This window comes from Kribbella sp. NPDC056951 (assembly GCF_042674205.1).
Lineage (GTDB): Bacteria > Actinomycetota > Actinomycetes > Propionibacteriales > Kribbellaceae > Kribbella > Kribbella yunnanensis.
Window position 1 is genome coordinate 815,302 of the sequence record NZ_JBHUQZ010000003.1, and the last position, 23,863, is coordinate 839,164.

The 23,863-nt window shown below is 67.6% G+C and carries 25 protein-coding genes; 17 read left to right on the forward strand and 8 right to left on the reverse strand.

Annotated features, from left to right (window positions below; translation table 11 throughout):
• The first annotated feature begins 10 nt into the window (after positions 1 to 10).
• From ACFTSF_RS16880 to ACFTSF_RS16895, 4 genes are all read left to right on the forward strand, one after another.
• Positions 11 to 958, forward strand: coding sequence for an ABC transporter ATP-binding protein (locus ACFTSF_RS16880; RefSeq protein WP_380154618.1), 948 nt, complete (start codon positions 11 to 13; stop codon positions 956 to 958).
• Positions 958 to 1,740 carry an ABC transporter permease gene (locus ACFTSF_RS16885; RefSeq protein WP_380154619.1) on the forward strand — a complete coding sequence of 261 codons (783 nt, stop codon included), beginning with the start codon at positions 958 to 960 and terminating at the stop codon, positions 1,738 to 1,740. The genes ACFTSF_RS16880 and ACFTSF_RS16885 overlap by 1 nt, the downstream gene beginning before the upstream one ends.
• Positions 1,740 to 2,540, forward strand: a complete 801-nt coding sequence (locus ACFTSF_RS16890) for an ABC transporter permease (protein ID WP_344151405.1) — start codon at positions 1,740 to 1,742, stop codon at positions 2,538 to 2,540. Before ACFTSF_RS16885 ends, ACFTSF_RS16890 begins: the two co-directional genes overlap by 1 nt.
• A 181-nt stretch (positions 2,541 to 2,721) precedes the next feature.
• Positions 2,722 to 3,360, forward strand: a complete 639-nt coding sequence (locus ACFTSF_RS16895) for a hypothetical protein (RefSeq protein WP_380154620.1) — start codon at positions 2,722 to 2,724, stop codon at positions 3,358 to 3,360.
• Here ACFTSF_RS16895 and ACFTSF_RS16900 read toward each other — a convergent pair.
• Positions 3,341 to 4,492 (reverse strand): phosphotransferase, encoded by a 1,152-nt coding sequence (locus tag ACFTSF_RS16900; protein WP_380154621.1) that lies wholly within the window; start codon positions 4,490 to 4,492, stop codon positions 3,341 to 3,343. The genes ACFTSF_RS16895 and ACFTSF_RS16900 overlap by 20 nt on opposite strands.
• 61 nt (positions 4,493 to 4,553) lie before the next feature.
• On the opposite strand from ACFTSF_RS16900, the gene ilvA reads away from it, so the two are divergent.
• The 4 genes from ilvA to ACFTSF_RS16920 are packed head-to-tail and all read left to right on the forward strand — an operon-like array spanning position 4,554 to position 8,741.
• On the forward strand, positions 4,554 to 5,756 hold the full coding sequence (gene ilvA, locus ACFTSF_RS16905) for a threonine ammonia-lyase (protein ID WP_344151414.1): 1,203 nt from the start codon (positions 4,554 to 4,556) through the stop codon (positions 5,754 to 5,756).
• A gap of 11 nt (positions 5,757 to 5,767) precedes the next feature.
• Entirely contained in the window at positions 5,768 to 7,081 is a 1,314-nt protein-coding gene (locus tag ACFTSF_RS16910) for an extracellular solute-binding protein (protein WP_380154622.1), read from the forward strand.
• Complete coding sequence (locus ACFTSF_RS16915) at positions 7,078 to 7,938, forward strand: carbohydrate ABC transporter permease (protein ID WP_380154623.1); 861 nt, start codon at positions 7,078 to 7,080, stop codon at positions 7,936 to 7,938. The genes ACFTSF_RS16910 and ACFTSF_RS16915 overlap by 4 nt, the downstream gene beginning before the upstream one ends.
• Entirely contained in the window at positions 7,935 to 8,741 is an 807-nt protein-coding gene (locus ACFTSF_RS16920; protein WP_380154624.1) for a carbohydrate ABC transporter permease, read from the forward strand. Before ACFTSF_RS16915 ends, ACFTSF_RS16920 begins: the two co-directional genes overlap by 4 nt.
• On the opposite strand, the gene ACFTSF_RS16925 is transcribed toward ACFTSF_RS16920, so the two are convergent.
• Positions 8,742 to 9,173 (reverse strand): MarR family transcriptional regulator, encoded by a 432-nt coding sequence (locus ACFTSF_RS16925; protein WP_344151426.1) that lies wholly within the window; start codon positions 9,171 to 9,173, stop codon positions 8,742 to 8,744. It abuts the gene before it with no gap.
• Between the two features lie 88 nt (positions 9,174 to 9,261).
• Here ACFTSF_RS16925 and ACFTSF_RS16930 point away from each other — a divergent pair, with 88 nt between their 5' ends.
• On the forward strand, positions 9,262 to 10,761 hold the full coding sequence (locus tag ACFTSF_RS16930) for an MFS transporter (RefSeq protein ID WP_344151429.1): 1,500 nt from the start codon (positions 9,262 to 9,264) through the stop codon (positions 10,759 to 10,761).
• A gap of 56 nt (positions 10,762 to 10,817) precedes the next feature.
• On the opposite strand, the gene ACFTSF_RS16935 is transcribed toward ACFTSF_RS16930, so the two are convergent.
• From ACFTSF_RS16935 to ACFTSF_RS16945, 3 genes are all read right to left on the reverse strand, one after another.
• A complete protein-coding gene (locus tag ACFTSF_RS16935) occupies positions 10,818 to 11,825 on the reverse strand; it encodes a copper resistance D family protein (protein ID WP_380154625.1) in 1,008 nt (335 codons plus the stop codon).
• Between the two features lie 2 nt (positions 11,826 to 11,827).
• A complete protein-coding gene (locus ACFTSF_RS16940; RefSeq protein ID WP_380154626.1) occupies positions 11,828 to 12,379 on the reverse strand; it encodes a copper resistance protein CopC in 552 nt (183 codons plus the stop codon).
• Positions 12,380 to 12,595: 216 nt separating this feature from the next.
• Positions 12,596 to 12,919, reverse strand: a complete 324-nt coding sequence (locus tag ACFTSF_RS16945) for a hypothetical protein (RefSeq protein ID WP_380154627.1) — start codon at positions 12,917 to 12,919, stop codon at positions 12,596 to 12,598.
• Positions 12,920 to 13,217: 298 nt separating this feature from the next.
• Here ACFTSF_RS16945 and ACFTSF_RS16950 point away from each other — a divergent pair, with 298 nt between their 5' ends.
• The 4 genes from ACFTSF_RS16950 (at position 13,218) to ACFTSF_RS16965 (ending at position 17,309) form a co-directional block, all read left to right on the forward strand.
• Positions 13,218 to 14,105 carry an acyl-CoA carboxylase subunit epsilon gene (locus tag ACFTSF_RS16950; RefSeq protein WP_380154628.1) on the forward strand — a complete coding sequence of 296 codons (888 nt, stop codon included), beginning with the start codon at positions 13,218 to 13,220 and terminating at the stop codon, positions 14,103 to 14,105.
• Positions 14,106 to 14,194: 89 nt separating this feature from the next.
• Positions 14,195 to 15,172: an ATP-binding cassette domain-containing protein gene (locus ACFTSF_RS16955; RefSeq protein ID WP_380154629.1), complete on the forward strand. Its 978-nt coding sequence runs from the start codon at positions 14,195 to 14,197 to the stop codon at positions 15,170 to 15,172.
• A complete protein-coding gene (locus tag ACFTSF_RS16960) occupies positions 15,169 to 16,023 on the forward strand; it encodes an ABC transporter permease (RefSeq protein WP_344151445.1) in 855 nt (284 codons plus the stop codon). The genes ACFTSF_RS16955 and ACFTSF_RS16960 overlap by 4 nt, the downstream gene beginning before the upstream one ends.
• Before the next feature lie 668 nt (positions 16,024 to 16,691).
• Complete coding sequence (locus ACFTSF_RS16965; RefSeq protein WP_380154834.1) at positions 16,692 to 17,309, forward strand: alpha/beta fold hydrolase; 618 nt, start codon at positions 16,692 to 16,694, stop codon at positions 17,307 to 17,309.
• On the opposite strand, the gene ACFTSF_RS16970 is transcribed toward ACFTSF_RS16965, so the two are convergent.
• The 3 genes from ACFTSF_RS16970 to ACFTSF_RS16980 form a co-directional block, all read right to left on the reverse strand.
• Positions 17,286 to 18,044 carry a class I SAM-dependent methyltransferase gene (locus ACFTSF_RS16970; RefSeq protein ID WP_380154630.1) on the reverse strand — a complete coding sequence of 253 codons (759 nt, stop codon included), beginning with the start codon at positions 18,042 to 18,044 and terminating at the stop codon, positions 17,286 to 17,288. The genes ACFTSF_RS16965 and ACFTSF_RS16970 overlap by 24 nt on opposite strands.
• A gap of 108 nt (positions 18,045 to 18,152) precedes the next feature.
• On the reverse strand, positions 18,153 to 18,665 hold the full coding sequence (gene greA / locus ACFTSF_RS16975) for a transcription elongation factor GreA (RefSeq protein ID WP_344151456.1): 513 nt from the start codon (positions 18,663 to 18,665) through the stop codon (positions 18,153 to 18,155).
• 242 nt (positions 18,666 to 18,907) lie between these two features.
• On the reverse strand, positions 18,908 to 19,324 hold the full coding sequence (locus tag ACFTSF_RS16980; RefSeq protein WP_344151459.1) for a DUF4307 domain-containing protein: 417 nt from the start codon (positions 19,322 to 19,324) through the stop codon (positions 18,908 to 18,910).
• 70 nt (positions 19,325 to 19,394) lie between these two features.
• Between ACFTSF_RS16980 and mca the strand changes: the two genes are divergently transcribed.
• The 4 genes from mca to ACFTSF_RS17000 all read left to right on the forward strand — a co-directional run bounded on the left by mca (position 19,395) and on the right by ACFTSF_RS17000 (position 23,737).
• Complete coding sequence (gene mca, locus ACFTSF_RS16985; protein ID WP_380154631.1) at positions 19,395 to 20,246, forward strand: mycothiol conjugate amidase Mca; 852 nt, start codon at positions 19,395 to 19,397, stop codon at positions 20,244 to 20,246.
• Between the two features lie 74 nt (positions 20,247 to 20,320).
• The gene (locus tag ACFTSF_RS16990) at positions 20,321 to 20,590 is read left to right on the forward strand and encodes a hypothetical protein (RefSeq protein ID WP_380154632.1); all 270 of its coding nucleotides are present in this window, start codon (positions 20,321 to 20,323) and stop codon (positions 20,588 to 20,590) included.
• A gap of 128 nt (positions 20,591 to 20,718) precedes the next feature.
• Positions 20,719 to 21,753, forward strand: coding sequence for a CopD family protein (locus ACFTSF_RS16995; RefSeq protein WP_380154633.1), 1,035 nt, complete (start codon positions 20,719 to 20,721; stop codon positions 21,751 to 21,753).
• Between the two features lie 10 nt (positions 21,754 to 21,763).
• A complete protein-coding gene (locus ACFTSF_RS17000; RefSeq protein ID WP_380154634.1) occupies positions 21,764 to 23,737 on the forward strand; it encodes a thioredoxin domain-containing protein in 1,974 nt (657 codons plus the stop codon).
• The last annotated feature ends 126 nt before the right edge of the window (positions 23,738 to 23,863 follow it).

A 23,863-nucleotide genomic window follows, 5' to 3' on the forward strand; every position in this document is an offset into this window, starting at 1 on the left:
TGTCACCAGTGTGGATGAACAGCGGGAGTCCTTGGTTCATGTGCGCGGCCTGAAGAAGTCGTACGGCGACTTCGAGGCGGTGCGCGGGATCGACCTGGACGTGTGGCGGGGTGAGGCCTTCGGCTTCCTGGGGCCGAACGGCGCCGGCAAGTCGTCGACGATGCGGATGATCGGCGCGGTCTCGCCGACCAGTGGGGGCACGCTGCGGATCCTCGGGATGGACCCGGCAACCGAAGGGCCGGCGATCCGGGCGCGGCTCGGCGTCTGCCCGCAGGACGACACCCTCGATACCGAGCTGTCCGTCCGGGAGAACCTGACTATCTACGGCCGGTACTTCGGCCTCAGTCGACCCGAGTGCCGTGAGCGGGCCGACGAGCTGCTCGAGTTCGTCTCGCTGACCGAGAAGGCCAAGGTCAAGGTCGACGAGTTGTCCGGCGGGATGAAGCGGCGACTGACGATCGCCCGGTCGCTGGTCAGCAAACCTGACCTGTTGCTGCTCGACGAGCCGACGACCGGTCTCGACCCGCAGGCCCGGCATCTGTTGTGGGACAAGCTGTTCCGGCTCAAACAGGCCGGTGTCACGCTCATCATCACCACGCACTACATGGACGAGGCCGAGCAGTTGTGCGACCGGCTGGTCGTGATGGACGGCGGCCTGATCGCGGCCGAGGGGTCGCCGGCCGAGCTGATCCGGGACTATTCGACCCGTGAGGTGACCGAGCTGCGGTTCGGGCCCGAGGTGATGATGTCGGATCACGACGCCCTGGCTGGCAAGGTTTCCGACCTGGCCCAGCGGATCGAGGTGCTGCCGGACCGGCTCCTGCTGTACACGGATGACGGCGAGCGGGCGGTGGCCGCCGTGCACGAGCGTGGCCTGAGCCCGGCTGCGGTGCTGGTACGGCGCTCAACGCTCGAGGACGTGTTCCTGCGACTCACCGGCCGGACGTTGGTGGACTGATGTCTGTCGCACTGGAGAACGGCCGCCGTCAGTACGACTACTGGCTGACGGTCTACAAACGGACCTGGAAGGGCACGCTGATCGGCAGCTTCGTGCTGCCGGCGCTCTACCTGGCCGCGATGGGGGTCGGCCTCGGATCGTTCGTCGACACCAAGGGCACGGCCGCGCTGGGTGGCGTGAGCTACCTGCAGTTCATTGCGCCCGGTCTGCTCGCGTCGACCGCACTGCAGATCGCCGTCGGCGAGTCGACGTACCCGGTCCTGAGCGGGCTGAAGTGGCAGAAGTTCTACCACTCGATGATCGCGACGCCGCTGAGACCGGCGGATGTTGTCTACGGGCAGCTGGCCTTTATTGCCTTCCGGACGGCGAGCACCTGCATCGTGTTCCTCGGCGTGATCGCTGTGTTCGGCGGGTTGCATTCGCCCCTCGGTGTGGTCGCGTTGCCGGTTGTGGTCCTGGTCGGTATGGCGGCCGCGGCGCCCGTCGTCGCCTTTGCGAGCGGGCTGGAGAACGATGCCGGTCTGGCGATGGTGTTCCGGTTCGGTGTGGTTCCGGCGTTCCTGTTCTCCGGCGCGTTCTTCCCGGTCTCGCAACTCCCCAACTGGATCGAATGGCTGGCCTACCTGAGTCCGTTGTGGCATGGCGTCCAGCTGTCGCGCGACCTCAGTCTCGGCACGATCCACCCCTGGCTCGTGCTGCTCAATCTCGCGTATCTGCTGGCCTGGTTCCTCATCGGCACCAGGCTCGCCATCCGCGGCTTCACCAGGAAGTTGATCGGCTGATGGCGACCATCGCTGCCCGGGTCGTCCCGGTCCCGCTCCGGCTCGGCGGCCGGCACATCGTCGAGCGCAACTTCCTGCTCTACCGGCGATCCTGGGTCGTCTTCCTGTCCGGCTTCACCGAACCCGTCTTCTACCTGCTGTCGATCGGCATCGGCGTCGCCCAGCTGGTCGGCGACTTCACGCTGGCCGACGGCACCACGATCGGGTACGCCGCCTTCGTGGCCCCGGCGATGCTCGCCAGTTCCGCGATGAACGGTGCGATCTTCGATTCGACGTACAACATCTTCTTCCGGATGAAGTACGCGAAGCTGTACGACTCGATGCTGGCCACGCCGATGCGGCCGTGGGACATCGCCACCGGCGAGGTGACCTGGGCATTGCTGCGCGGCGCCTGCTACTCGGCCATGTTCGTGCTGGTGATGCTCGCGCTCGGCCTGGTGGAGTCGTGGTGGGCGCTCGTCGCACTACCGGCCTCGGTGCTGATCGGCTTCGCGTTCGCCGGGGCCGGGATGGCGCTGACCACGTTCATGCGCAGCTGGCAGGACTTCGAGTTCGTCCAGCTGGCGACGATCCCGATGTTCCTGTTCTCCGCGACCTTCTACCCGATCGAGACCTACCCGGGCGCGATCCGCTGGCTCGTCGAGATCACCCCGCTCTACCAGGGCGTCCACCTCGAACGCGCCCTCACCACCGGCACCGTCGGCTGGTCCCTCCTCCTCAACGCCGCCTACCTCACCGCCATGGGCGCCACCGGTATGTACATCGCCTCCCGCCGCCTCGGCACCCTCCTGCTGAAGTAACCGGATGTAAGGGGATTGCTACGGATCGGAACGAACAGGTTTGGGTCGACGTCGTACAGGCATGATGCGCCGAGTGAGGAATCCGATCGGAGCGTTGCGGCGGGAGCAGCAATTACGGGCCCGGCTGAAATTGCCGCAGGAGCGCTTGGCCGGTGGGCGACGGCGGTGGATTCGGTCGTCGATGGACTGGCTCGTAGGGGAGTTCGGGCGGGAGGTGCTGTTGGGGCCGATCGTGGTGCCGAGCGATGTCATACCGGCCGGGTACGACGGTTCGCTACCAGCAGCCGAGGACGTGTGCGCGCGGGTTGCGGAGCAGATGGGGCTCAAGCCGGGGCAGTGTGCGTTGAGCTTTGGACTGGTTGATGGGGTGCGGCGGCATCGGGTCGGGACGGTTCGTGAGTCGACCGGGCGCTGGGTGCGGGCGGCCGCGGGGAACGAGATTCATCTGTCACCGAGTCTGGCCGCCGACCCGGTCGCGCTCACCGCGATCTATGCGCATGAGGTCGGGCATGAGCTGCTGCTCGGGACCGGCCGGATCACGTTCGCACACCGCCCCGACCACGAATCGCTGACCGACCTGATCACGGTGTTCTACGGACTCGGCATCTTCACGGCCAACGCGGCGTACGAGCGACGCCCGCGTCCGAACGGCCGCGGCAAGCAACCGCTCGCCCGCGGCTACCTCCGTGAGACCGCACTCGCCGAGGCGCTGGCGTACTACGCGTTCCTCCGCAATGAGCGCTACCCGGCGTGGGACCGGCACCTCGATCCACCCGTACGCCGGGTCATGCGCAACCACCTCAACGTACTGTGCCGTTGACGAGTCGCAGCCACCAGAACGCACCCCGCGTCATGGACTCCCGATCCGGCCCGGTGACGTTGTGCATCAGGTGCAGAGACGTCATCACCTGATGGAGCGCGCCGAGCTGATGGGCGAGCTCGAGCGCGCGACGCAGGTCGGCCATCGGCGCGTACTCGGTCCACTCCTCGAGGTAGGCATCCCGCACGCGGTCGTCCATCGACAGCGGTGACCGCTTCTCGACGAACGTCACCAGGTCCAGGAACGGATGCGAGAGCGCCGCATCCGTCCAGTCGAACGCGAGCACCTGCCCGTCGCGCACCGCGATGTTCCGCGGGTGCAGATCGCCGTGCAGCAACGTCTCCGGTACGCCGATCGCCGCCAGCTCGGCGATCGCCGAGCGCAACTCCGGGCGACGCGCCGCCAACTCGTCCCGCTCATGCGGCTCCAGGCGGGCGGTCGCCGGGTTGTCCCCGAGCAACTGATCCAGTTCCGCGTCCAGTACGGCGAGTCGCCGGTCGACGCAGCTGATGTCGAGCAGGTGGTCCGCGCGGCCGACGTACGAGCGCTGTAGTCGTGCATGACTCCGGACCGCCTCGATCCAGACCGAGATGTCCGCCTGACCAGCCAGCGGGGTACCGAGATCGGGCAGAAGCATCCAGACGCGCTTCTCATCGACGGCGAGTGGCCGCGGCACCGCACCTTCGAGCGCGGTCAGCAGTTGCGGCTCGTGCGCGAACAGCAGCGGCAGCTCAGCCGGCGGCAGGGTGCTGGAGTGCGCATGCGCCTTGAAGTACACCAGCCCCTCGGTCGTGGGGATGCGCAGCACGTTCGACAGACCCCAGACGCGCACCTGCACCGGCGGACCTGTCCGTGTGACGTGTTCGTCGATCCATGGCAGGGCATCGGCGTACCAGCCGGCCTGAGTCCACGCGGGCGCGGTCAGGGCGGCCGGCGCATCGGCGGGCAGCCTCACAGAGTCGGCGGGCAGCATCACGTAGGTGGTGTGCTCTGCCTCCGTCTGCTGGCAGCTCAGCACATAGGCCGACACCCCGTGCTGGTCCTGCAAGGCTTGCAGGACCGGTTCGACGTCCGGGAACCAGAACTCCCCTGGGACCTCGATCTCGAGCTGGACGAGCGCGGTGACCTTCATCGATGCAGAGTAGTTGGCCGAATTCCCCAGCGCAGGCGCTTTTCGTGCGTAGGGTGAAGACGTGATCGATGCCAAGGACATCGCGCGGGCCGCGGATCTGCTGCACGACGTGGTCGCGCCGACGCCGCTGGAGTACTCGCGGTGGCTCAGTGAGCTGGTCGGTGGGGACGTGTTCCTCAAGTGCGAGAACCTGCAGCGCACCGGCTCCTTCAAGCTCCGTGGCGCCTACGTGCGGATGGCGCGGCTGTCCAAGGCCGAGCGGTCCCGTGGGGTGGTCGCGGCGAGCGCCGGGAACCACGCGCAAGGGGTCGCGTTGGCCGCGCAGCTGCTCGGCATCAAGGCGACCGTATTCATGCCCCAAGGGGCACCGATCCCGAAGGAGAAGGCGACCCGCGCGTACGGCGCGGAGATCCGCTTCGTCGGGACGTCGATCGACGACTGTCTGCGCGAGGCGCTGAAGTTCGAGGCGGAGACCGGGGCGGTGCTCATCCACCCGTTCGACCACCCCGACATCGTCGCCGGCCAGGCGACCGCCGGGCTCGAGATCGTCGAACAGTGCCCGCAGGTGCGGACTGTCGTCGTACCGACTGGTGGCGGTGGTCTGGTCGCCGGGATCGCGACCGCGATGCAGCGCGATGGTATGCCGATCGGGGTCGTCGGCGTCCAGGCGGCCGGCGCGGCGGCGTACCCAGCCTCGCTTGAGGCGGGCGCACCCGTCCAGCTCGCCGGGATGAGCACGATGGCCGACGGTATCGCGGTCGGGCTGCCGGGCAAGGTGCCGTTCGAAGCGGTCCAGCAGTACGTCGGCGACATCCGCACGGTGACCGAGAGTTCGTTGTCCAAGGCGCTCCTGCTGATCCTGGAAAGGGCCAAGCTGGTAGTCGAGCCAGCCGGTGCCGCGGCAGTGGCCGCCATACTCGACGATCCGAAGGCCTTCAAACCGCCGGTCGTGGCGGTGCTGTCCGGAGGCAACATCGACCCGCTGCTGCTCATGCGGGTGATCCGCAACGGCATGGCGGCCGCCGGTCGATACCTGTCGCTCCGGGTGCGGATCCCGGACACCCCCGGTGGCCTGGCCACGCTGCTGACCCAGCTCGCCCACCTGGACGCCAACATCATCGAGGTCGTGCACGAGCGGATCTCGGAGTCGCTGAGCCTCGACGAGGTGGAGGTCGCGCTGCAGCTCGAGTTGCGGGGTGAGGACCACCGCGAGCGGGTATTGGCCGGACTGACCGGCAACGGCTACACGTACATGCTGAACTGAGGAGCCCGAACGTGAAGAAGACGATCATCGCGGCCGTTGCGCTGGCGCTCACCGCGGCCGCCTGTACGCCGGGATCGGACAGCCCGAGTGGTGGCGCGAGCGCGCCGAGCTCGGTGCAGACGGATGCGGCCGCCCTCGGCCAGGTCGAGCTGACGGTCTGGGACCAGGAGGTCCGGGGCGGGCAGGCGGCTCAGATGGCCGCGCAGATCAAGGGTTTCGAGGCGAAGTACCCGAATATCAAGATCAAGCGGGTGTCGCGGTCGTTCGACGACCTGAAGACCACGCTGCGGCTGGCGCTGTCCGGCAACGACGCGCCGGACGTCGTACAGGCGAACAACGGCCGGTCGGACATGGGGGAGTTCGTCAAGGCCGGGCAGCTGGTGCCGCTGGACAAGTGGGCCGAGGCCTACAAGTGGGGCGATCGCTACCCGGCTTCGGTGCAGCAGTACTCGCGGTACTCGGCGGACGGCAAGACGTTCGGCGAGGGGAACCTGTACGGGCTGCCGCAGGTCGGTGAGGTGGTCGGGCTCTACTACAACAAGACGAAGGTCCCGGTTCCGCCGAAGGATTGGACGGACTTCGAGAACGCGATGACGAAGGCCAGGGCGGGCGGCGACGTACCGCTGCAGCTCGGCAACCTGGACAAGTGGCCGGCGATCCACGTCTTCGGCACCGTCCAGGGCCAGTTCGTGCCGGCCGATCAGATCACCAAGCTGGCGTTCGGCCGGCCGGGAGCGTCGTGGAAGACGCCGGAGAATCTGAAAGCCGCCGAGACCTTGGTGTCCTGGGTGAACACCGGCTACTTCAACACCGGCTTCAACGGGCAGGGCTACGACCCGGCCTGGCAGGACTTCGGCAAGGGCAAGGGCACGTTCCTGATCGCCGGCACCTGGCTGCAGGCCGATCTGCAGAAGGCGCTCGGCGACAAGGTCGGCTTCATGCTGCCGCCAGGCAAGCCGGTCGTCACCGGTGGCACCGGCCTGCCGTTCGCGATCACGAACAAGGCCAAGAACCCGGACGCGGCCGCGGCGTACATCAACTACATCACCAGCCCGGAAGCGATGAAGGTGCTGGCGGAGACCGGCAACCTGCCGATCGCCGACACCGCCACGCAGCAGGCGCCCGCCGGGCTCGCCGGCGACATCTTCAAGAGCTTCGGTACGGCGGTCTCCTCCGACGAGCTGGTTCCGTACCTGGACTACGCGACCCCGACCATGTACGACACGATCGGCGCCGCGCTGCAGGACCTGCTGGCGAAGAAGGCAACCCCGGCGCAGTTCCTCGACAAGCTGGAAGCCGACTACAGCAAGTTCGCGGGTAAGTGAGCTCACCGCCAGGCGAGCCGCGCCGGATCGGGTACCTGTATCTCCTTCCGGCGCTGCTCGTGTACGGCGCGTTCCTGCTCTACCCGTTGACCCGCGCGGTCCACCTGTCGTTGTTCCAGTGGGACGGGATCACGCTCGGCAAGTTCGTTGGCCTGAGCAACTATGTGGATGTGGTCCGCGATGCCGGACTGCGCGCGGCCTTCGGGCATGCGCTGGTGCTGATCGTCTTCTATGCAGTGCTTCCGGTGGTGATCGGGCTGGCGCTGGCGACGGTGTTGCAGCGGGCAAGGGTTCGTGGACTCGGGTTCTTCCGGACGATCGTGTTCTTGCCGCAGGTGGTCGCGATGGTCGTGGTGGCCGTTGCCTGGCGCCACATCTACGCGCCTGATGGCCCACTGAACGACGTACTGGGTGGATCTCGAGGATGGTTGGGTGATTACACGTTCGCGTTGCCGGCGGTCGGCGTGATCGGGACGTGGTTCGAGACCGGGCTGGTGACGGTGTTGCTGCTGGCTGGCATGGCGCGGATCCCGGCTGAGCGGTACGAGGCCGCGCGACTCGATGGGGCCGGGCCAGTGGCCGAGTTCTTTGCGGTCGTGCTGCCCGCGGTGCGGGGCGAGATCGCGGTTGCGGTGACGCTGACCGTGATCGCGGCACTGCGGACCTTCGACCTGGTGTACGTGACCACGAGCGGAGGACCCGGTACGTCGACCACCGTGCCGTCGTACGAGGTGTATCACCGGGCGTTCGAGCTCGGTCAGGTCGGTTCGGCTGCGGCAATCGGGGTGTGCCTGACTGCGTTGATCTTCCTGATCACGCTGGGCGTCAACCGGATTGCGGATCGGGGCACCGCATGAGGGCGTCGCTGGGGGAGCGGATCGGCAACTACACGCTGCTGATCGTCTTCGGGTTGTTCGCGATCGGGCCGATCGTGACGATCCTCAGTGCCGCGCTCGGCACCGACGATGCAGGCAGCGGATCGAGCGGGTTCGGTAACTTCGGCGAGGCATGGGAGATCGGCCACTTCGGCACCTACCTGCGGATGAGCGTCGCGGTGTCGGTGACCGTCGTGGTGGTCAGCGTGCTGTTCTCGATCCTGTCCGGTTACGCCTTCGGGACGATGCGGTTCCGTGGGTCTTCAGTACTCTTCTACCTGTTCCTGATCGGCATCATGATGCCGACCGAGGCGATCGTCGTACCGCTGTACTTCGATCTCCGCACGCTCGGCCTGACCGACACGTTCTGGGCGGTCGTGCTGCCGCAGGTCGCGCAATCCGTTGCCTTCGGCACCTTCTGGATGCGCGCGTACTTCCGCTCGTCGTCACGTTCGCTGGTGGAGGCCGCCCGGCTCGACGGCGCCGGTCATTGGCGGACGCTCTGGCTGATCCTCGTCCCACCGGCCCGTCCGGCGCTGGTGACGCTGATCGTGCTGGTCTTCATGTGGACCTGGAACGAGTTCCTGATCCCGCTGGTGATGGTGACTTCGGAGTCTCTGCGAACTGCGCCACTCGGCCTGGCCTTCTTCTCCGGCCAGTACACCTCCGGCTTCACCCTGCTCGCGGCCGGCGCCGTCATCGTCGGTACGCCGGTAGTCCTCGTCTACGCCTTCCTCCAACGCCACTTCATCGCCGGCATGCTGGAAGGCGCCGTCAGGGAGTGATCAGTCCGCGGGTTCGCAGCTCTTGACCAGCGGGGCGTGCAGCCGCTCGGCGAGCACCTCACGCTGGGTCGAGCGGGCCTCGTGCTGACGCAGGAGACCTTCGTCAGTCAGGCAGACGATGACCGCGCGTCGGTCCTGGGTGCAGACGTCGCGCGTCACCAGACCGTCGGTCTCCAGCCGGGCGATCACGCGGGACAGCGCGCTCTGGCTCAGATGGACGGACTTCGCGACGACGGCGATCTTCGCGGAGTGGTTCGGCAGCTCGGCAAGTCGCTCGAGCACCTCGTACTCACTCATGCCGAGCGAGTGACCGGCCTGTAGGGCGCGGTCGAGTGCGCAGGTGATATCGGCGTGGCGAGCGAGCAGCTCGCGCCAGGCGCGGACATCGGCGCTGATCTCACCAGTCTCAGCGCTGACCTTCGTAGCGGTCATGTCGGTGACCATAGCATGCACGCGCAATCTATGCAAATGCATTTAATGCCTAGACATTAGATGCACGTGCATGCAATAGTCTCTTCTCGTGACACAGACAACGCACACCACACCGCCTGCACGGATGACCTGGGACGCCCGACTCTGGGGCGCCCTCCTGGTGGTCTGCGGCGTGATCTTCCTCGACGGCCTGGACGTCTCCATGGTCGGCATGTCCCTGCCGTCCATCGGCGCCGATCTGGGCGTCTCCCTCTCCTCGCTCCAGTGGGTCGTGACCGGCTACGTGCTCGGGTACGGCGGCCTGCTGCTCCTCGGCGGCCGCACCGCCGACCTGCTGGGCCGGCGCCGGGTCTTCCTGGTCGCCCTGGCCGTCTTCGCCGTGGTCTCGATGCTCAGCTCGCTGGCCACGAACCCCGAACTGCTCATCGCCGCGCGGTTCGTGAAGGGAGTTGCCGCCGCCTTCACTGCGCCGGCCGCGCTCTCCATCATCACCACCACCTTCCACGAGGGCCCGGACCGTAACCGCGCGCTCTCGATCTTCACCACCTGCGCCGCCAGCGGCTTCTCGATGGGCCTGATCCTCGGTGGCGCGCTGACCGAGATCGGCTGGCGCTGGACCTTCCTGATGCCTGGCCCGGTCGCCCTGATCGTGCTCCTGTTCGCGATCAAGCTGATCCCGAACAGCCCGCGTGAAGAGGTCTCCGGCGGGTACGACGTCCCCGGTGCGGTGACCGTGACCGCCGGAATGCTGTCCCTCGTGTACGCCGTCGTCGGCGCCGAGCACGCTGGTTGGGTCTCGTTCCAGACCATCGGGATGTTCGTGCTGGCGGCCGTCCTGCTGACTGCCTTCGTCGTGATCGAGCAGCGCTCCAAGCACCCGCTGGTCCGCCTCGGCATCCTGCGGAGCGGTTCATTGCGCCGGGCGAACCTGGCCGGCCTCACGGTCTTCGGTGCGTACGTTGCCTTCCAGTTCATCGGCACCCTGTACCTGCAGAACCTGCTCGGCTGGTCGTCTCTGGAGACCGCGCTGGCGTTCCTGCCGGCCGGCCTGCTGGTCATCAGCCTGTCCCCGAACGCCGGCAAGATCGCCGACCGGATCGGTACCGACAAGATGATCATCGGCGCGATGGCCCTGTTCGTCATCGGCTACGGACTCAGCCTGCGGATCGGCCCGGAGTCGGCGTACTTCTCGACGATCTTCCCGAGCATCATGCTGATCGGCATCGGCTTCGCGATCGGCTTCCCGGCACTGAACATCCAGGCCGTGTCCGGCGTGGCCGACGACGAGCAGGGGCTGGCCTCCGGTCTGTTCAACACGTCGACCCAGGTCGGTGGCGCAGTGGTCCTAGCCAGCGTCACTGCGGTGATCAGCAGCCAGTCGGTCGGCGTGACCGCGCCGGCCGGGATGCTCTCGGCGTACAAGCCGGGTCTCGCGGTCGTCACCGGTGTGGCTGTCCTCGGCCTGATCATCGCCCTGACCGGTCTGCGCGGCCTCAGCCGTCGCCGGGCGCTCGAAGAGACCGAGGCGGCCGAACTGACCGCCGTACAGAAAGAACTGGCGGACAAGGAGATGACTCCGGCCGCCTGAGTCACATATGAAACGTGCGGGCCCTGGGCTACTCCCCGGGGCCCGCACGGCTTTGTTTACAGGGGTCTCGCCAGGACGGTCGCCAGTGCGATGGTCACAGCCATCACTGTGAGCTCGACGGTCGCCAGTGTGGCGAGTGCGACGGTCTCCTGGCGTTGGACTGCCGGTAGGAGAATCTGCCTGATCGCACCACCTGTTGCGGCCAGGATCATCAGACCTACCAGCTTGCCGAGCACCAGCCAGCCCGCTGGCGTCTCGAGCACGGCGTGGATGAGTACAGACGGGTGTGGTGTCAGGTCACCCGTCAGACGCGGTCCTGCGAGCAGTACGCCGGTGACTGCGACCGTGGCGATCGCACCGCCGGCCACGGTCGAGAAGCGTGGCAGGACCAGTGCGAGTGCGGACCGGTTGTTTGCCACCAGCAGCGTCACCAGTGCGAGTCCGCCGACCCACAGGCTGACCGCGCACATGTGCGCAGTGATAGCCGGTGTGGTCAGCCAGGCCGCGTGACTCTGCGATGCATGCCCAGTGACCGGTACGGCGACCAGTCCGACCAACGCGCAGCCGAGACCGAACGCCGGGCGGCGTGCTGCGATGGCTGTCGTGTAGCCGATCGCAGCGAGCACAGTCAGGGCGAGTGCCGCGCCCGAACTGACATCGAGCGGGTACGACGCCAGCCCCGCGAACGGCATCATCGAACCGGACTGCGAGATCGCGGCAGCCTGGAGCCACCACGTCGTCGTGGTCGCGGTGATCCAGGCGACGCCGGCCGCGATCCCGATGACCCGGGCGCGGGCGGCGATGGCGTCGTACCGATCTCTGCCTTGGGTGCCGAGCAGCAACAGCAGCAGTACGGCGCCTGCTGCGAGGATGGCCGACCCGTTCGTGACCAGGCGGGCGAGCGGGGTCATGTAGAGGATGCCGGGGCCGGCCGTGGCCATGGCTGGTTCGGGGGCAGGCCGGGTCACGATGATCGCGCACACCAGAGCGGTCACACCGGCGATCGTGATGGCCGCGACGACCGCCGGACGTCGTGCCTTGACGTTCGGGATGGCGAGATCCATCGCTAGTCCCTGGTGGGTTCGAGGCGGGTCTGCGTGATCGGTCTGCCTTGCTCGGACCGCCAGCGACGGAAGCCCTGCAGCAGCAGGAGGGCCGTCACGAGCTCGAGGATCCAGATCCAGGCAGGGACGCCGCCGGTGGGCAGCGACATGGCGGCGACCGGTGAACCGGTGTCGGAGCGCGCGAGGTTGATCGTGATGTGGCCGGCGATCGGATGGCCGTCGCCGGAGATGACCCGGTAGCTGATCGCGTAGGCGCCGGCCGTGCCGAGGCGGTCGCAGGTCGCGTAGAGGGTGTCGCCCTCGATCCGCACCGATCGGGCCGGGTGCCGGGTGCCGTCCGGCCCGGTGACGAGGACGGCGTCCCAGCTGGGGACCGGCTGCAGCTTCTGGTCGAACGTGAAGCTGAGCGAGCCAGGCGTGGCGGACAGCCGGGCGCCGTTGGCCGGCGTACTGGCGGTGAGCTTGCTGTGCGCGGCCGCGGGGAGAGTGGGCGCGGCGATCAGGGTGACGGTGATGGCGAGGGCGGCCAGCCAGGAAGTCATGGGCGAGGACATCCGGATCCTCCTGTCGGAGAAATAGCGGGGAGTGAATTGCGGAATTCTGAAAGCGGGCACCGGTCATTGTGCTGTAACAATTCCGAGGGCTGGAGAAATGCTGTCGAAACCTCTCATTGTTACCGTCGTGGTGTGAGGTTGAACCGGCGCCAGATGCGGATCACCCGTGGTCGCGGAGGAGGGTCCGCGGCCACGGGTGATCGGGGTGCTGCTAGGTCAGTGGTCGTGCCCGTGGCCGGTGCCGTCGTCGACGGACTTGTGACCGGTGAGGGTGAGCGACGCGACGTTGATACCGACCGGGACCACGTGGCTTGTCGTGTAGCCCAAGGGGTTTGCGAGCGCCGGGTAGAGGCCGAGCGCCTCGTCGTCCACGTGCAGCTGGACCTGGTTGGTGGCGTAGGCGGCCGCGGCGCCGACGTTCGCGATCGGCGTCGGGTGGTCGTGCGCCGACGCGGTGGTGGCAGCTGCGGCAGCGGCGCCGACGGCCAGTGCGACGCTCGCCAGCGGGAGGGTGATCAAGCGGGTCCTGAGGTTGGGCATGACGAATTCTCCTAGGGGGTTTGGGAGGGCAGGACGCGGTCGTCATTGACCGGTGAATGGTGTTTCAGCACCGCCGATGGCCAGTCGAATCGGTGCTTGAAATGAATGTATTGAGTCCGGTACCCGAATGACAAGCAATTCGTAGTTTTTTGCTCACGGAATGATATGGATGCTGCTTCGTCAAGCTCACACCATTGGGCATTTCCGGGTGGGTCGGTGAGATGTTCAGGGTGTGCCGGGCCGTGGTTGGGGGCGATCCCCGATTGGTTTCGGCCTCTTGAGGTGCTGGACTGTTGGTATGAGCGATGAGAGCGGGTACGACGGGCGGGTCAAGGACATCCTGGATCGGGTGGCCAAGGGACACCTGTCACCGGAAGAGGCCACGACCCTGATCTCCGCACTCCGGGCCACCGAGGCTCCGGTTGCTGACGCGACCCCGTCCCCGTCGGCGTGGGCCGACGCGGTGGACGCGCCGGTGCCGCCGGCTCCGGCCAGCGTGGTCGACGAGCCCAAGGTGGAGGTGGAGGAGGAGATCGAGCACAGCACGATGCCGATCCCGTCCGGCGTCCAGCGGGTGACGATCCGGGCGATCGGACGCCGCGTCCGGCTGATCGGCGAGCCCGCCGTCACCGGCGTCGCGGTCGACGGCCCGCACGTGATCAAGCGGGACGGCGACACCCTCGCGATCAACAGCGAGGGTGACATGGGCGTCTCCATCGACGGCTTCAGCATGCTCCGCAACCCCACCGACCTGAAGGCCCACGTCAACGGCCTCGCCAAAGAGCTGCAGATCCGGGTCAACCCCAACCTCGATGTCGAGGTCGAGGTCACCGGCGGCAGCGTCAACTCCGAACGCGTCTACGGCCTCAGCCGGGTCCGCGTCACCGCCGGTACGGCGAAGGTGGTCGACGTCGAAGGCCCGATCGACGTACTCGTCCAGGCCGGCTCGGTCACCGTCGACGGCCAGATCACCAAGGGCCGGTCCCGGGTGCGCGTCGAGTCCGGCATGGCCACGGTCAACCTCCGCCGCGGCTCCGACGTACATGTCCACACCGAGGCCCAGCTGGGCCGGGTCAACTGGACCGGCGCCGTCTCCGGCCAGTCCAAGGACGTCGAGATCGGCCGCGGCCGCGCGGGCCTCGACGTCGAGGTCCTGGTCGGCAGTGCCCAGATCAGCGCCGACTAGTTTCGCCGCTGGGCGTTAAACAGTCGAAAAATGTCGGCGGTCTCCGCCAGGATGGTGGCCTGCGTCACATCCAGAAGGGGGACGTGCGGATGCCAGCCATCGAGGCCACCGGCCTCGTGAAGACTTTCCGGACCCGGAAGAACGTCGTGAAGGCGCTCGACGGGATCGATCTCGAGGCGCCCGAGGGGACTGTCCTCGGGCTGCTCGGGCCCAACGGTGCGGGGAAGACCACCGCGGTGCGCGTGCTCACCACGCTGATGCAGCCGGATGCGGGCTCGGCCCGCGTGCTCGGGCACGACGTGGTCAAAGAGGCGGACACGGTGCGCTCGCTGGTCGGGCTGTCGGGGCAGTATGCGGCGGTCGACGAGCTGCTCACCGGCCGGGAGAACCTTTGGATGTTCGGCCGGCTCTACCGGCTCGACAGCCGGCAGGCGAAACAGCGGGCCGAGGAGCTGCTCGAGACCTTCGACCTGACCGAGGCCGCCGATCGGACGCTGAAGACGTACTCGGGCGGCATGCGGCGGCGGCTCGACCTGGCCGGTTCGCTGATCGCGCACCCGAAGGTGCTGTTCCTGGACGAGCCGACGACCGGGCTGGACCCGCGGTCGCGGCTCGACCTGTGGAAGATCATCCGCGACCGGGTCAGCGAAGGCGTCACGATTCTGCTGACGACGCAGTACCTGGAAGAGGCCGACGAGCTGGCCGACAGCATCGTGGTGGTCGACCACGGTTCGGTGATCGCTCGCGGTACTGCCGACGAGCTCAAGGCGAAGGTCGGTGGGGAGCGGATCGAGGTCGTCGTACACGACGCCGACGAGACCTACCGGGCGCTCGAGTTGCTGACCGCGGCTCTCGAGGTGACCGATCCCGAGGCGACCACGCTCGAACAGCACAGCCGGCGGATGACCTTGCCGGCCCCGGGCGGATCGAGCGCGCTGGTCGAGGTGATCCGCACCCTCGACGGCGCCGGGATCCGGATCGCCGACATCGGCCTGCGGCGGCCGACCCTGGACGACGTCTTCCTCACCCTGACCGGGCACGAGGCCGAGCAGAAGGACCAGGCATGAGTACGACGACCGGCCCCGAGCACGTGAATCCGCCGCGGGTGAATCCGCTCAATCGCGCGCTGTCCGATGCCGGCGTACTGGCCTGGCGCAGTCTCAAGCGCATCCCGCGAACCCCGGACATGCTGATCTACGCGACCATCCAGCCGATCATGTTCGTGCTGCTGTTCGCCTACGTCTTCGGCAACGCGATCCCGATCCCGGGCTTCCCCGGCGCCCGGGCCTACCGCGAGTTCCTGATGTCCGGAATCTTCGCGCAGACGATGGCCTTCGCCGTCGCCTCCGCGAGCGTCGGCCTGGCCGACGACATGTCGAAGGGCCTCATCGACCGCTTCCGTTCGTTGCCGATGGCAAGGTCCGGGGTGATCGCCGGCCGGGTCGTCGGCGACCTCGTCTTCAACACCTTCGTGATGGTCGTGATGGTCCTCTGCGGCTTCATCGTCGGCTGGCGCTGGCACAACGGCTTCGGCAACGCCCTCGCGGCGTTCGCCATCCTCCTCCTGTTCGCCTTCGCCATGCTCTGGGTCGGCGCCCTGATCGGCCTCTCCGTCGGCGGCCCCGAGGTAGCCGCCTCCGCCGGCCTGATCTGGCTCTTCCCCCTGACCTTCCTCTCCAACGCCTTCGTCCCCACCCCCAACCTCCCCAGCGGCCTCCAACCAGTAGCCGAATGGAACCCCATCTCGGCCATCGTCGCCGCCTGCCGCCACCTCTTCGGCAACCCCTCCCCCTTCGCCAGCCCCGAAGGCTTCCCCGCCCAGCACCCAGTACTACTCTCCCTCCTCTGGTGCCTGGCCATCATCCTCGTCTTCGCCCCCCTAGCAGTCCGCAAATACCGAAGCGCCACCAGCCACTAACCACCCCCACCCGCACCACCCCCCACCCGCCCACCCGCACAACCGCCGCCGCCGAGGACCACCCCGGCGGCGGCCCTCTGCGTGACGCCACCTGGTGGGTTGACCCACCAGCTTGTGGGTGAACCCACCCCGTTCGAGAGCCGGCCATTTTCGTGGGTGGACGCACCCCGTGGCCCCCGATTTCGTTCCGACCAACGCGCCAGTCACCCCCGGGGACCCGAGATCGCGAGCCGGCAATCACCTTGAGCACCCACCAACCATCCGCCGGCCACCGAAACGGTCGAACCGTGCTCAAGGTCGGCCCGCGAGCTCGCCTTGAGCGCCCGTCGACCACGTTCCGAGCGCGCGGATGGTTGAGCTGTGCTCAAGGTCGGCGCGCGAGCTCGCCTTGAGCGCCCGTCGACCACCTTCGGAGCGCGCGGATGGTTGAGCCGTGCGCAACGTCGTACCGGCTTGTGGTGGGAGCTCTGACTAGGCGGCGTTGGGGGAACCCAGTTGGGTGATGTCGGGGGTGCGGACCGGGGGGCCATCACAATTGGGGGGATTGGTCGTGGGCCCGCGGGGGAGTTGTTGGGGTGGGCGGTTGTGATGGGGTTGGGGTTCGGGTTGAGGGAGGAGTTGTTGTGCGGTTGGCGTTTCGGGCGGTTGGGGTGGTGGGGGCACCAGAGATGGTGTTGTTGCATGGGTTGACGTCGGATGGGGGGTCGTTCGACGGGGTTGCTGGGGAGTTGGGTCGGCGGTGGCGGGTGTTGGTGCCGGATCAGCGGGGGCATGGGGAGACGGGGCCGGCGGACGAGTATTCGTTCGAGTTGCTCGCGGCTGACCTGGGGGAGTTTCTCGACGAGCACGAGTTGGTGGCGCCGGTGGTGGTTGGGCATTCGATGGGGGCGGTGGCGGCTTACCTGCATGCGGCGCGGCGGCCGGAGCGGGTGGGGGCGTTGGTGTTGGTTGAGTCGCCGCCGCCGTTTCCGCAGGCGCGACCGATACCGGAGCGGCCGAGTGAAATCTTGGCGTATGACTGGCGGGCTCGGGTGGAGTTGATCGGGCAGGTGAATGCGCCGGATCCGGGGTGGTTCGGGGAGTTGGCGCGTGTGCGAGTGCCGACGTTGGTGATCGGGGGAGGTCCGGCCAGTCCGTTTCCGCAGGAGCAGATGCGGGCGATGGCTGAGCAGGTGCCCGGTGGTCGCTTCCACGAATTGGCTGTCGGACACGGCGTGCACCGGGAAGCGCCGGAGGCGTTCGTCGCGCTGCTGACCGAGTTTCTAGCGGACGGCGCGGAGAGTTAGGTCGCCGGTCGTGGTGACGTCGGCGGGGGCGAAACCGGCTAGCTGGAACATCCAGAGGAGTTCGTTGCGGAAGTACCAGCGGCCTTGGCCGGCGCGGATCTCGGTGCGGATCAGCGCAGCGCCGTCGTACAGGTCGTAGCGGCGTTCTTGGTGCCAGGTCTGCTCGACGCGATCCAAGGCGGTCCACCGTGCGGCGACTTCGAGGCGGTGGCCGTCGGGAAGATCGGTGCTGGTGCTTGCTTGCCAAGGCGTGGGGAAGTTGTCGGCGGGCGGTTCGGTGTAGTTGATCGGGACCGGGAACACGTTGAAGACCAGGACGCCGCCGGGCTCGAGGTGTTCGCGGCAGCGCCGGAGGGTTTCGAGCGCCTCCTGCCGATCCATCACACAGACGAAGCTGCCGCATGGGATGTAGATCGTGCGGAACTTCCCCGGTACGTCGAGATCCTGCATCGCCTGTTCGTACAGCGTCGGCGTCAATCCGGCGACTGCGGCCTCGCGCCGGCACATCGCCAGCATGTCGGCCGAGATGTCACACCCCTCGACCTCCAGGCCCTCGGCCAGGAACGTGAGCAGCAGTCGCCCGGAACCGCAGCCCAACTCCAATGCACGCCCGCCCTGCTCCCGGATCACGTCCCGGTAGTACGGCGCATCCAGCCGGGCGTCCGTGACCGAACTAGCGGCCCACTGCTCAGCCGCCAGCCCGCGAAAGACCTCGCCCTCGTCGTACCCACGCATCCCCGGAAGTCTCGCCGTACCGGGCGCTGGTCTGCACGCGGTTTTGCCTGAAGGGGAATGCGAAGCGCCCCGGTGGTTTCCCACCGGGGCGCTGCGAAGGTGGTGGGGTCAGCCGGTGAAGGGTTCGGCGGCGACGATCTGGACGGTGACCGGCTTGCCGTTGGGGGCCTCGTAGGTGGCCTTGTCACCCTTCTTCTTGCCGAGGATCGCGGCGCCGAGGGGGGACTGCGGCGAGTAGACGTCGATGTCCACCGAGGCGTCCAGGGCGAGCAGCTCGCGGGAGCCGAGCAGGAAGGTCTCGACCTCGTCGTCACCGGCGAAGGTGATGGACACCTTCATGCCGGGCTCGACCTTGCCGCCCTTCTTCGGGGTCTCGCCGACCTGGGCGCGGCGGAGCATGTCCTCGAGCTGCCGGATCCGGGCCTCGATCTTGCCCTGCTCGTCCTTGGCGGCGTGGTAGCCGCCGTTCTCCTTCAGGTCGCCCTCGTCGCGGGCGTCGCTGATCCGCTGGGTGATCTCGGCGCGGGCCGGACCCTTCAGCTGCTCCAGCTCGGCCTTCAGCTGGTCGTAGCCCTCCTGTGTCAGCCAGACAACGCTCGCCTCTTCGATTCTCTGCGTCATGGGCTGCTCCTTGGGGGTTGGATAGGTGGGCAGGAAATGCTGCTGGCCGCCGTCGACGACGGCGACCAATCCGTTCAGCGTAGCAAGTTCTGCCCGAGAACCCCACCGTTCTGACGGCCCTCACACGTCAGGAGAGCGCTTTCCTGACGGTTTTTTGCGAATCCCGGCCGCACAGATGGCAATCGGTTGCCGATTCAAGTTCCGCGTCAACCAGAAAGCGGCCCTGACCTGCACGTTTGAGGTCAGTGCGGGCGGTGCGAATCGGCCGTCGTACAGCCGATCAGGACGACCGAAGTGGCGGTTCGCTGGGTGGTCAGCGTCGCCGGCAGCGACTGATGCCGGGGGGAGTCCGCCGGAACGGTCAGCGTCAGCTCACCCACGATCGAGAAGTCCGCGGCCTTGGCCTGCACCCGGCAGGTGGCTTCGACCGACTTGCTGCGGTCGACCTGGACCGTGGCGGTCACCTGAGTGTCCGAGACCACCTTGAAGGCCAGGAGTCGCGACGTCACCGGCGGGTTCGAGCCGACCACCGCGGCCCACAGCAGCCACCCCAGGCCGGCCACGGCCAGTACGGCGACCAGTCCGATGATCAGCGGTCGACGGGACCGTGACGTGCGTCCATATCGGGAGTCGAGGGTGCTGTTGGCGTGCTCTGTCAACGGGGGTCCAGGGGGTTGGTTGTGGCTTTTGGGGTCCGGTGGAGGACCATTGTGTCTTGTGAGTGGAGAAATGCGGTTGTTGCATGTGCATGCCCACCCGGATGACGAGTCGAGCAAGGGAGCCGCATCGACGGCCCGGTACGTGGCCGAAGGTGTCGAGGTGCTGGTCGCCACGTGTACCGGCGGCGAGCGCGGATCCATCCTGAACCCGAAGATGGACCGGCCCGAGGTGCTGGCCAACATCAGCGAGATCCGCCGCAAGGAGATGGACACGGCGCGCGAGATTCTCGGCATCCGGCAGGAGTGGCTCGGCTGGGTCGACTCCGGCTACCCGGAGGGTGATCCGCTGCCCCCGCTGCCGGAGGGCTGTTTCGCCGCCCTGAAGGTGGAGGACGCGGCTGCGCCGCTGGTGAGGCTGATCCGCGAGTTCCGTCCGCAGGTCGTCACCACGTACGACGAGAACGGCGGCTACCCGCATCCCGACCACGTGATGTGCCACCAGATCACCGTGGCCGCCTTCGAGGCGGCCGGCGACGCGGACGCGTACCCGGAGCTCGGTGAGCCCTGGCAGCCGCTGAAGCTGTACTACCACCACACGTTCCACCGCGAGCGGATGAAGGCGCTGCACGACGCGATGGTCGCGCGCGGGCTCAAGTCGCCGTACGAGGACCGGCTGAAGGACTGGAAGCCCGATCCGGAGAACGAGCGCCGCATCACCACGCGGATCGAGTGCGCGCAGTACTTCGAGACCCGGGACAAGGCGCTCCTCGCGCACGCGACCCAGATCGACCCCGACGGGGCCTGGTTCGACGTACCGCTGGAGGTCCATCAGGCGGCCTGGCCGACCGAGGACTACGAGCTCGCGCGGAGTCTGGTCGACTCGGAACTGCCGGAGAACGACCTCTTCGCGGGGCTGCGTTGACGGAGCGGCCCGCGATCGGGGCGGTGGGGTGGGGAAGGAATCGAGCACAGTGAGAGAATGGTGGCGTGATAGCGATGACCTTCCTTGCGCCGGTCGAGATCGACCCGAACTCGGTGCGTCCCGGCTGGGTCGCGCTGCTGATCGTGCTGGCACTCGCTGCCGTCACGGTGCTGCTGTGGCGCAACATGGGCAAGCAGCTGAAGAAGATCGACTTCGACGACGCCGACGCGGACGCCCCAGCTCCGTCTTCCGGCCCAGCGAGTCCCGCCAGTTCTGCGGACCCGGACGCTGCCGATCCGATCCCTACGGTGGCTACGACACCGACGCAGAGTGAGCCCAAGTAACGCGCACAGAACGATTCCTGGCAGTCCAGCGTCGCCGTGATCACGAGATGGTGTCGGACTGGGCTGCCCACCTCCGCGTGACCCTATAGTGGCCGCGTGCCCACCATTGCCGGGCGCGGGTCCGTGCGATGAGCACGACCCGTGCCACTCGCGCCGCCCGGCACCGCATGCCCGGACGCCTGGTCGTCGGCGGATTGAGTGCGGTTCTGGTGGCCTCGATCGCCCTCGTCATCGCCCTGTTCGCCACCGGCAGTGAGCCGCACGACACCGGCGGTATCGGCGGCCCGAGCCTGTTCGTCGCCTGGCTCCTCCCGCTGCTCAAACTGATCGCGACCTTGGCCACCGTCGGCTGCGCCGGCGCCCTGCTCGCGGCCGTCGTCCTGCTCCGCATCGAAGGCGGCCTGCTCGGCACCCAAGGCCGGCGCGCGGTCCACGACGCCAGCAACTCGGCAGTCATCTGGGCCGCCTGCTCCTTCGTCGGCGCAGTGGTCACCGCCGCGGTCCTCCTCGACACCCCGGTCGACCTCCTCTACCTCCGCCTCGACGACGCCCTCGCCGTACCCGAGGTCAAGGCGCTCCTGATCACCGGCATCCTGGTCGTCGCCCTGGCCATCGGCATCCGCCGCGTCCAAACGTCCCAAGCCGCCCGCCTCGGCGTCCTGGTCGCCATCGCCGCCCTGATCCCGAACGCCCTGACCGCCTTCCCCCGCAACGAGTCATACGTCGTCCTAGCCGGCGCCGCCCTGGTCATCCACGTGATCGCCGCCACCACCTGGATCGGCGGCCTCGCAGGCCTCGTCCGCTACGGCCGAGCCAGCCGCGGCGGCCTCCCGATCGTCCTCGAGCGTTACAACCAGGTCGCCTACATCTCCTCGATCGCCCTGGTCCTCAGCGGCCTGGTCAGCGCCGCCGGCCGCCTCGCCGCGAAGGCGGGCGGCTGGGACGGCGTCTTCGACGTCCTCACTTCGGACGGGTACGGCGTCCTCCTCATCATCAAGGTGCTCGCGTTCGCCGCCCTGATCGTCGCGGCCCAACTCAGCCGCACCCGCGCCACTGGCGATCTCCTCGACCGCAACATCCCCTTCTGGCAGATCGTCGGCTTCGAACTAGTCGTCATGGCCCTCGCCCTGGGCCTCTCCGTAGCGTTGTCGCAGACCGCCTAACGTTGGGGTCATGACGACCCCCGTGAACGAGCTCGGTCGGAGTACCAGTCCCTATCTGCTGCAGCACGCGGGGAACCCGGTGGCGTGGCGGGAGTGGTCGGAGGCGGCGTTCGCGGAGGCGCGGGAGCGCGACGTACCGGTGTTTCTGTCGGTGGGGTATTCGGCTTGTCACTGGTGTCATGTGATGGCTCATGAGTCGTTCGAGGATGTGGCGACGGCGGAGTATCTGAACGAGCACTTCGTGTGTATCAAGGTGGATCGTGAAGAGCGGCCGGATGTGGATGCGATCTACATGGCGGCGACGGTGGGGATGACGGGGCAGGGCGGGTGGCCGATGTCGGTGTTTCTGACGCCGGAGGCGGAGCCGTTCTTCTGTGGGACGTACTTTCCGAAGGATGCTCGGCACGGGATGGCGTCGTTCCGGCAGGTGCTGGAGTCGTTGGTTGAGGCTTGGCGGGGGAAGCGGGAGCAGATCGACGGGGTCGGGCGGCGGGTGGTCGAGCAGTTGGGGGCTCGGCATTCGGCGGCTGGCGGGGAGGTCGACCTCGATCGGGCGGCGCAGTTGCTGGCGACGGACTTTGATCCGGTGGATGGTGGGTTCGGGGGTGCGCCGAAGTTTCCGCCGTCGATGGTGCTCGACTTCCTGCTGCGGCATCACCGGCGTACCGGGTCGGAGGACGCGCTCCGGATGGTCGTGCACACCTGTGAGCGGATGGCGCGGGGTGGGATGTATGACCAGCTCGCGGGTGGCTTCGCGCGGTACTCCGTCGACGGCCAGTGGATCGTGCCGCACTTCGAGAAGATGTTGTACGACAACGCGTTGCTGCTCGATGTCTATACCCAGTGGTGGGCAATCACCGGGGAGCCGCTCGCGCGCCGGGTCGCCGAGGAGACGGCCGAGTTCCTCCGGACGGAACTCCGGACGCCGGAAGGCGGGTTCGCGTCGGCACTCGATGCCGATACCGAGGGCGAGGAAGGCAAGTACTACGTCTGGACCGCGGCCGAAATCTACGCAGCGCTGCCCGCGGATGACGCGGCCTGGGTCGTCGAACTCTGCGATGTGACCGGTACTTTCGAGCAGGGATCGTCGGTGCTGCAGCTCCGTCAGGACCCCGATGACGCCGACCGTTGGCAGCGCGTCCGAGCGACTCTGCGCGAGGCGCGGAAGGCCCGCACGTACCCCGGTCGCGACGACAAGGTGGTCGCGGCCTGGAACGGTCTGGCCATCACCGCGCTGGTCCGAGCCGGCATCGTCTTCGGCAAACCCGAGTACGTCGATGCTGCGATCGACGCGGCCGAATTGATCCGGACGACGCACCTCGACCCCACCACCGCCAGGCTGCACCGGACCTCGCGAGACGGCGTGGTTGGTACGGCTCACGGCGTACTGGAGGACTATGCGGCTTTTGCCCATGGATGTCTCACGTTGTTCGGTGTCAACGGCAACATTCAGTGGTTCGAGACCGCACAGGCGTTGCTGGATCGGGTGCTCGAGCAGTTCGTTGCCGACGGCGACTATTTCGACACGGCGGGTGACGCCGAGCAGCTGGTATGGCGGCCGCAGGACCCGACCGACAATGCGAGCCCGTCCGGTGTGAGCCTGGCCGCCGAGGCCCTCAGTCTGCTCGCGGGCCTGACCGGATCAGTCCGGTATGAGACCGCGGCCGAGCAGGCGCTGAGCGCCTCGGCGGCGATCGCGAACCGGGCACCACGGTTCGCCGGCCGGGCGCTGGCGGTGGCCGAGACGCTCGCCGCCGGACCGCTTGAGATCGCGATCGCCGGCCGTTCGCCGGAGCTCCTTCAGGTCGCGTTCACCTCCGCGCCATGGGGTACGGCGATCGTCCAGGGTGCGCCCGGTCTCGCCGTACCGCTGATGGACGGCAGGTCGCTGGTCGCCGACCGGCCGGCGGCCTACGTGTGCCGGAAGTTCACCTGCCGGCTCCCGGTTCCGGAACCGGGAGCCCTTCGCGAGCAGCTGAGCTGACCATCGTGGTCAATGCGGGTTTTCCCTGTCATTTCGGCACTATCGCTTGACTCCGGGCCCGCCGCAGACGAGAGTCCTCCCTCAGTCGGATGTAACAGAATTCGCATGTCCTGACACGCAGTGTCA

What these genes read in the sequence shown, in the direction of transcription:
- ACFTSF_RS16885 (WP_380154619.1), top strand. Translation starts at nt 958, where the DNA reads ATGTCTGTCGCACTGGAGAACGGCCGCCGTCAGTACGACTACTGGCTG.
- ACFTSF_RS16890 (WP_344151405.1), top strand. Translation starts at nt 1,740, where the DNA reads ATGGCGACCATCGCTGCCCGGGTCGTCCCGGTCCCGCTCCGGCTCGGC.
- ACFTSF_RS16895 (WP_380154620.1), top strand. Translation starts at nt 2,722, where the DNA reads ATGGACTGGCTCGTAGGGGAGTTCGGGCGGGAGGTGCTGTTGGGGCCG.
- ACFTSF_RS16900 (WP_380154621.1), bottom strand. Translation starts at nt 4,492, where the DNA reads ATGAAGGTCACCGCGCTCGTCCAGCTCGAGATCGAGGTCCCAGGGGAG.
- ACFTSF_RS16920 (WP_380154624.1), top strand. Translation starts at nt 7,935, where the DNA reads ATGAGGGCGTCGCTGGGGGAGCGGATCGGCAACTACACGCTGCTGATC.
- ACFTSF_RS16925 (WP_344151426.1), bottom strand. Translation starts at nt 9,173, where the DNA reads ATGACCGCTACGAAGGTCAGCGCTGAGACTGGTGAGATCAGCGCCGAT.
- ACFTSF_RS16935 (WP_380154625.1), bottom strand. Translation starts at nt 11,825, where the DNA reads ATGGATCTCGCCATCCCGAACGTCAAGGCACGACGTCCGGCGGTCGTC.
- ACFTSF_RS16940 (WP_380154626.1), bottom strand. Translation starts at nt 12,379, where the DNA reads ATGTCCTCGCCCATGACTTCCTGGCTGGCCGCCCTCGCCATCACCGTC.
- ACFTSF_RS16945 (WP_380154627.1), bottom strand. Translation starts at nt 12,919, where the DNA reads ATGCCCAACCTCAGGACCCGCTTGATCACCCTCCCGCTGGCGAGCGTC.
- ACFTSF_RS16950 (WP_380154628.1), top strand. Translation starts at nt 13,218, where the DNA reads ATGAGCGATGAGAGCGGGTACGACGGGCGGGTCAAGGACATCCTGGAT.
- ACFTSF_RS16955 (WP_380154629.1), top strand. Translation starts at nt 14,195, where the DNA reads ATGCCAGCCATCGAGGCCACCGGCCTCGTGAAGACTTTCCGGACCCGG.
- ACFTSF_RS16960 (WP_344151445.1), top strand. Translation starts at nt 15,169, where the DNA reads ATGAGTACGACGACCGGCCCCGAGCACGTGAATCCGCCGCGGGTGAAT.
- ACFTSF_RS16965 (WP_380154834.1), top strand. Translation starts at nt 16,692, where the DNA reads ATGGTGTTGTTGCATGGGTTGACGTCGGATGGGGGGTCGTTCGACGGG.
- ACFTSF_RS16970 (WP_380154630.1), bottom strand. Translation starts at nt 18,044, where the DNA reads ATGCGTGGGTACGACGAGGGCGAGGTCTTTCGCGGGCTGGCGGCTGAG.
- greA (WP_344151456.1), bottom strand. Translation starts at nt 18,665, where the DNA reads ATGACGCAGAGAATCGAAGAGGCGAGCGTTGTCTGGCTGACACAGGAG.
- mca (WP_380154631.1), top strand. Translation starts at nt 19,395, where the DNA reads ATGCGGTTGTTGCATGTGCATGCCCACCCGGATGACGAGTCGAGCAAG.
- ACFTSF_RS16990 (WP_380154632.1), top strand. Translation starts at nt 20,321, where the DNA reads ATGACCTTCCTTGCGCCGGTCGAGATCGACCCGAACTCGGTGCGTCCC.
- ACFTSF_RS16995 (WP_380154633.1), top strand. Translation starts at nt 20,719, where the DNA reads ATGAGCACGACCCGTGCCACTCGCGCCGCCCGGCACCGCATGCCCGGA.
- ACFTSF_RS17000 (WP_380154634.1), top strand. Translation starts at nt 21,764, where the DNA reads ATGACGACCCCCGTGAACGAGCTCGGTCGGAGTACCAGTCCCTATCTG.